Origin of the sequence: Chitinophaga sp. (assembly GCF_035564935.1) — a bacterium.
Classification (GTDB): domain Bacteria; phylum Bacteroidota; class Bacteroidia; order Chitinophagales; family Chitinophagaceae; genus Chitinophaga.
Genome location: NZ_DATMTE010000340.1, coordinates 1 through 4,904, shown reverse-complemented (window position 1 = coordinate 4,904; position 4,904 = coordinate 1). Strand labels below are relative to the sequence as shown.

2 protein-coding genes and 1 pseudogene are annotated in these 4,904 nt (G+C 47.9%); all 3 read left to right on the top strand.

The features are described from left to right. A partial coding sequence (locus VN105_RS09000) for a SusC/RagA family TonB-linked outer membrane protein (RefSeq protein WP_325640014.1) occupies positions 1 to 2,850 on the top strand: 2,850 nt, incomplete at its 5' end. Positions 2,851 to 2,861: 11 nt separating this feature from the next. Continuing rightward, the gene (locus tag VN105_RS08995) at positions 2,862 to 4,511 is read left to right on the top strand and encodes a RagB/SusD family nutrient uptake outer membrane protein (RefSeq protein ID WP_325640012.1); all 1,650 of its coding nucleotides are present in this window, start codon (positions 2,862 to 2,864) and stop codon (positions 4,509 to 4,511) included. A gap of 207 nt (positions 4,512 to 4,718) precedes the next feature. Further along, positions 4,719 to 4,904 (top strand): annotated as a pseudogene (locus VN105_RS08990) (hypothetical protein); the annotation flags it as partial.

The window sequence follows — 4,904 nt, the reverse complement described above, 5'->3', positions numbered from 1 at the left end:
GTTGGCTTTATAAGCCAGGAAATAGCGGTAAATGATCAAACGGTGATCAACGTCACTTTAGCTGAAAAGCCATCGGCTTTGAATGAGGTAATAGTGGTGGGTTATGGCTCGCAAAAGAAAGCGGATGTTACAGGCTCCATTGCCTCTATAAATGAAGAAGCTATCAAAAGCGTACCTGCAAGTAACCTGGTAAGCGCGCTGCAAAGCCAGGCCCCGGGGTTGGATATACAAAAAGCCGGCGGCAACAGCCATCCCGGCGCCACGCCATCCATCTCTATCAGGGGACGGCGTTCCCTGGGCGCCGCCACGGATGTACTCTATGTTGTAGACGGCATACCGTTCAACGGCAACTACATTAATGACCTCAACCAGGATGATGTGGTAGCCGTACAAATATTAAAAGACGCCTCCGCCACCGCTATTTATGGTTCAAGAGGTGCAAACGGCGTAATACTTATCAGTACCAAACGGGGTAGAACAGGCGCGCCCCTGGTCACTTACAGCGGTTACGCCGGCGTGGTAAGCCCGCTCGGCTACTACGACGTGATGGACACCCAGGCTTATGAAACCTACAAAAAATGGGGCAACTATAATGCAAACAACCCAAACACCATTGGCGCACCTAATCCCTATAACGGAATAGACGATCCTAAATTCTATACGGATGGTATCACTTTCCTGCCCGCCGAATTAGCCGGTATGAAAAACGGCACTGCTACCGACTGGCAGAAGCTGATTTTCAAGAACGGTTTTAAAACCAATCACCAGCTTGGCGTATCCGGTGGTACACCCACTACAAAATATGCAGTTTCCGCAGGTTTCTATGACGAAACCGGCCTGTTTCCCGGCCAATCATTCAGACGTTATACCTTCAAAGTAAGTGTGGACCAGCAGTTGGGTAAGATATTCAGGATCGGCGTAAGCTCATTGAATACGGTAAGTAAAATTAATGGAGAAAGCATCAACCCCGTAGCCCAGGCGCTTACCTCCAGCCCGCTTACCGTTCCTTACGACGAGAAAGGCAATCTCATTCCATTCCCCGGTGGCGGCTCTTTAACATATAATCCCCTGGCCAACCTGAAAGAAGGCGCGGTTGTTCAAAACCGTTCCAGGTACAACACCTTTACTACCGCGTATGCGGAAGCCCAGATCACACCGCATCTTAAATACCGTTTTAACGGGGGCGTGGAAATTACTCCCGAAACCTACGGCGAGTTCTATGGCAGCGCTACCTATCAGAACCTGAGCGGTCCTTCTACCGCTAAAAATACCAATTACGATTACCACGACTATACCCTGGAAAACCTGCTGGTGTATGAAAACACATTTGCCAAAAATCATCACCTGACAGCCACCGGCCTGTTTAGCTACCAGGAAGATTATAAAGCTTCTACCACCTTCAGCTACAACAATATCCTGGCAGATTATATTCAATATTTTAATCCGGCGCTGGGCGCCAATCTCAAGGGTTCCGGCAGTTACTCGAAGTTTAACATCGTTTCCTTTATGGGACGCGTTAACTATGATTATAAGAGCAAGTACCTGTTAACCCTCACAATGAGATCTGATGGCTCTTCTACCCTGGCGCCGGGGAATAAGTATCATGTATTCCCGTCGGCAGCCGTTGGCTGGAATATCACCCAGGAAGATTTCATGAAAAACATTCCTGCGATATCAAACCTGAAATTACGCGCAGGCTACGGAACAGTAGGAAATGCCGCTGTAGCTCCCTACCAGACACTCGGCGGGCTGGCAGCCATCAATTACAATTACGGCTCCACAAACGTTACCGGCACTTATCCCAATAACGTTCCCAATCCTAAACTGGGCTGGGAGTATACCGCCACATTGAACCTTGCTGTGGATTTCAGCCTGTTTAACGATCGCATCAGCGGATCTGTGGATGCCTATCAGCAGCGCACCAGCAATCTTATATTGCCGCAAAACCTGCCTATTACAACAGGTTACACCGAACAGTTCCTCGCCAACGTAGGTAAAACCGAAAATAAAGGGCTGGAGATCAATATTGCTTCTACCAATATCAAGGCTGATGACCGGAAAGATTTTGGCTGGACCACCAACTTTAACATCACTTTTAACCGCAATAAAATTACGGCGCTGCAAAATGGGGTAACACAGGACATCGGCAATAACCGGTTTGTGGGCGCTCCTATTGATGCACTTTATAACTATGTAAGAGAGGGCATCTGGCAAAATACCGCAGCCGATTCTGCCCTGGCCAGGAAGCTTAACCTGACCATGGTTGGATCAGGTTCGGTGATTGGTACCATAAAAGTGGCCGACTTCAACGGCGATGGTGTGATCAACTCAAACGACCGTACCATTGTTGGCTCGCGCCAGCCGAAGTTCTTCGGAGGCTTTACCAACCGTTTTAGTTACCGTGGCATCGACCTTACGGTGGTGGCCAACTACCGGGTAGGGGGTACGCAGATCGCCTACTGGCTTCAGCCCGGTAGTAACGTAAACGCGTTAAACGGGAAGATGAACAACCTGAATATTAATTACTGGACGCCCTTTAATCATGAAAACACTTACCCTAAACCTAATTTTAACGTAGGTACGCCCACCTATGGCGACCTCCTGGGCTATTACGATGCCTCCTATCTTAAAATAAGGACCATCAACCTGGGCTATACGCTGCCATCCCATCTTGCCGGGAGGATGCGTGTACAGTCACTCCGGGTTTATAGCAGTTTGAATGATGCCATTATTTTATTTTCTCCGTTACACAATCGATTTCATGGCGTAGATCCGGAGTCGGCCGGTACGCTGGGGGTAGATACCCCGCCGAATAAATCGATACTGTTTGGTTTAAATGTTACATTTTAATTTTTATCATGATGAGATCTAGCATATATAAGTCTATTCCACTGGCAGCGATCACTTTTTTAAGTTTGAGCTGTAACAAACAATTAATAGAAGAACCGCATTCGGGGCTGATTCCACAGTATTTTAATACAGCACAGGGTTTTCAGTCGGGGCTGGATGCAGCGTACGCCGGTAACCGGAGTATATGGGGAACCGAAAACTTTATGACCATGACCGTACCCGGCACTGATGAGTTCAAATCCGGCGGTGGCGGCAACAACGACTTCAATATTTACTCAAGCAGCTTCGACGCCAGCAGTGGCTGGGTATCGGGCATCTGGAACGCCTGCTACACCTACATCAATAATTGTAATGGTATCATCGACAACGGACCTGTAGTTACCGGCCTTGATGCTGCTACTGTTAAGCAGAAAGTTGCAGAAGCCAAATTTTTACGGGCAAATTATTATTTCATACTGGTCCGTTTCTGGGGTCCTGTTACACTTAACACCCATTTTATTACCGAGCCAGGTACAAGCGCCACCAGGGCGCCTATTGCCGATGTTTACAACTTCATTATCCAGGATCTGAAAGATGCGATTGAAGCATTACCACCGAGTCCTGTGCAAAACGGCGTACTGCCTGGTAAGGCTACAGCAGCGGCGGCATCGCACCTGTTGGCAAAGGTATATCTCACCAGGGCATACTCCGGCGCTAAACAATCCGATGATTTTCAAAATGCATACTCCACCGCGAAAGACCTGATTGATAAGAGCGGCAGCCTGGGCCTTGGGCTGCTACCGGATTTTGCATCTGTATATGCGGAAGGGAATGAGGCCAGCAAGGAGATACTGTGGAGTGTACAACATACTACCAATCTTACTTACAACAACAACAGCAGTGAATTAAATTTTCACTACGTAATGGGATATGAAAACTTCCCGGGCCTGGTTCGTTCTATGGCTTATGGCCGGCCGTTTGCCCGCGTAGAACTCACCCGCTGGATGAGCGATACCTGCTTTGCCGATAAAACAAACGACACCCGGTATTACAAAACATTTCAATCGGTATGGTTATCCAATTCTGCCGATAAAATCCCCAAGGTAAATGGTGTTCCCAAATATGCCCTTGGCGATACGGCTATTTTTATGCCCGGCGTGGATGTGAGTGACGGGGAGATTAATTCAACACGTTACCTGCTTGTGCCTCCACGGAAGTATACCCTGCAGTTATATCCCACCATGCTCAAATACCAGGATACCAAAAGGGCGAGTATTAATGATCCATCGGTAAGACCGGTTATTGCTTACCGCCTGGCCGAAACCTACCTGCTGGCAGCGGAAGCAGCTTTCAATATTGGTGATAATGCCAGCGCTGCCAAATATATTAACGTGGTACGTGAGCGGGCAGCATATCCCACCGGGAACGTGGCGGCCATGTCCATTACGCCTGCTGATGTTACACTGGACTATATCCTGGACGAGCGTGCACGCGAGTTAGCCGGTGAACAAACCCGCTGGCTGGATTTAGTAAGAACAAAAAAACTGCTGGAACGCGTAAGATTGCATAACGCAGATGCAGGGGTGAATATCCAGGAAAAACATATGCTGCGGCCAATTCCACAAAGCCAGATAGACAGGACCATTACCGGTGAGAAATATCCGCAAAATACCGGTTATTGACCAGACCATATTTCCAATGTCCGCGGATCATCTTACAGATCCGAGGACCTTTTATTAATTTAACGCTAAAAAATGAAGATGGCCGGTTGGTCAGCGATGCATTTACCGGCGTTCAAAAGATAGTTATAAAGGCGCATGGACAATGACGGGGCCCGCTCCGTTACTGGTTGCCGAAGCACTTAATTCAAAAAGCATAAAGACTACATTATGATTAAAAGATATTTCAGCGGCATTCTTTTACTATCGCTTTTCATCACACAAATTACCTTCGCTCAATCTGCCAACCATTTGCCGGACTGGGCTTTGGGAGGTTTTGTAAGACCGGCGGGAAAGAATCCTATTATCGCACCAGACACTACTACCCTCTTCACCGACCCAATGAGCAAGTCGGAA

Bases quoted from the DNA above. Each gene is read 5' to 3' on its own strand.
- VN105_RS08995 (WP_325640012.1), top strand. From the start codon at position 2,862: ATGAGATCTAGCATATATAAGTCTATTCCACTGGCAGCGATCACTTTT.